Here is a 1,734-nt window from a genome sequence, read left to right as displayed (position 1 = left end):
CTCTTCGGAGCATTGGAGACAGGTGGTGCATGGTTGTCGTCAGCTCGTGTCGTGAGATGTTGGGTTAAGTCCCGCAACGAGCGCAACCCTTGATCTTAGTTGCCAGCACTTTGGGTGGGCACTCTAGGATGACTGCCGGTGACAAACCGGAGGAAGGTGGGGATGACGTCAAATCATCATGCCCCTTATGACCTGGGCTACACACGTACTACAATGGTCGGTACAACGGGAAGCGAAGCCGCGAGGTGGAGCCAATCCTTATAAGCCGATCTCAGTTCGGATTGCAGGCTGCAACTCGCCTGCATGAAGTCGGAATTGCTAGTAATCGCGGATCAGCATGCCGCGGTGAATACGTTCCCGGGTCTTGTACACACCGCCCGTCACACCACGAGAGTTTACAACACCCGAAGTCGGTGGGGTAACCCGCAAGGGAGCCAGCCGCCGAAGGTGGGGTAGATGATTGGGGTGAAGTCGTAACAAGGTAGCCGTATCGGAAGGTGCGGCTGGATCACCTCCTTTCTATGGAGACTCGTGTCTGATAGACACAGTCAAGTGTGCTTAGCACACAAATCGCTTACTCACTCGTGTTCAGTTTTGAAAGAGCAAACCTCTTTCTGCAAGGTGGTTAACACCATGTTGCAACTCGTTTGGTGATGATGGCGGAAGGGATCCACGCGTTCCCATCTCGAACACGACCGTTAAGCCTTCCAGCGTCGATGGTACTTGAACCGCAGGGTTCTGGGAGAGTAGAACGTTGCCAAGCGATACCCATGGCAAGCTTTCGGAGAAAGCTTCGAAAGCTTGTAGGTGGGTTTTTATTATGGAAAGTTTTCATTTAGGGCCCTTAGCTCAGCTGGTTAGAGCGCACCCCTGATAAGGGTGAGGTCGGTGGTTCGAGTCCACTAGGGCCCACCATTTAACTTCATATAGAAGTATCCCATTTTGGGGCCATAGCTCAGCTGGGAGAGCGCCTGCCTTGCAAGCAGGAGGTCAGCGGTTCGATCCCGCTTGGCTCCACCAAAACACATTTTAAGACAGGAATTTCCAAGAAATTTCGACTTGAAATGCAGTAATAAGATGTGATAAGATAACTTTCGCCGCTGAAATAGGGCGAAGATCATTGAATCACAGTTGTTCCTTGAAAACTAGATAACGAAACAAAAACGTAAAGTAAGAACTTAGGTTGCTTGATTCTAACGAATCTTGCAAAATCTTTAAATGCATTTCTAGGTTAAGCTAGAAAGAGCACACGGAGGATGCCTAGGCACTAGGAGCCGAAGAAGGACGTGGCGAACGACGAAATGCCTCGGGGAGCCGTAAGCAGGCTTTGATCCGGGGATGTCCGAATGGGGGAACCCAGCTGTGGTAATGCGCAGTTACTCTAAAGTGAATACATAGCTTTAGTAGAGGCAGACCCAGGGAACTGAAACATCTAAGTACCTGGAGGAAAAGAAAACAAAAGTGATTCCGTCAGTAGCGGCGAGCGAAAGCGGAATAGCCCAAACCAAGGAGCTTGCTCCTTGGGGTTGTAGGACCTCGATATGGGGTTAGTTTGGTAGGCGAAGTGATCTGGAAAGGTCCGGCATAGAAGGTAAAAGCCCTGTAGCCCAAACCGAACGAAATCCCTAGAGGTATCCTGAGTACGGCGGGTCACGTGAAACCCCGTCGGAATCCGGCAGGACCATCTGCCAAGGCTAAATACTCCCTAGTGACCGATAGTGAAGCAGTACCGTG

2 tRNA genes and 3 rRNA genes are annotated in these 1,734 nt (G+C 50.8%); all 5 read left to right on the top strand.

What is annotated here, in order from left to right:
• Positions 1-519 (top strand): 16S ribosomal RNA (locus AC58QO_RS33645); the annotation flags it as partial.
• Between the two features lie 127 nt (positions 520-646).
• Positions 647-763 (top strand): 5S ribosomal RNA (gene rrf, locus AC58QO_RS33640).
• 75 nt (positions 764-838) lie between these two features.
• A tRNA-Ile gene (locus AC58QO_RS33635) sits at positions 839-915 on the top strand.
• A gap of 29 nt (positions 916-944) precedes the next feature.
• Positions 945-1,020 (top strand) — tRNA-Ala (locus AC58QO_RS33630).
• 209 nt (positions 1,021-1,229) lie between these two features.
• Positions 1,230-1,734 (top strand): 23S ribosomal RNA (locus AC58QO_RS33625); the annotation flags it as partial.

The sequence above is a fragment of the Paenibacillus sp. J31R30 genome (genome assembly GCF_059692115.1).
The sequence above is the reverse complement of the archived record's forward strand: the minus strand, read 5'-3'. Positions and strand labels throughout refer to the sequence as shown.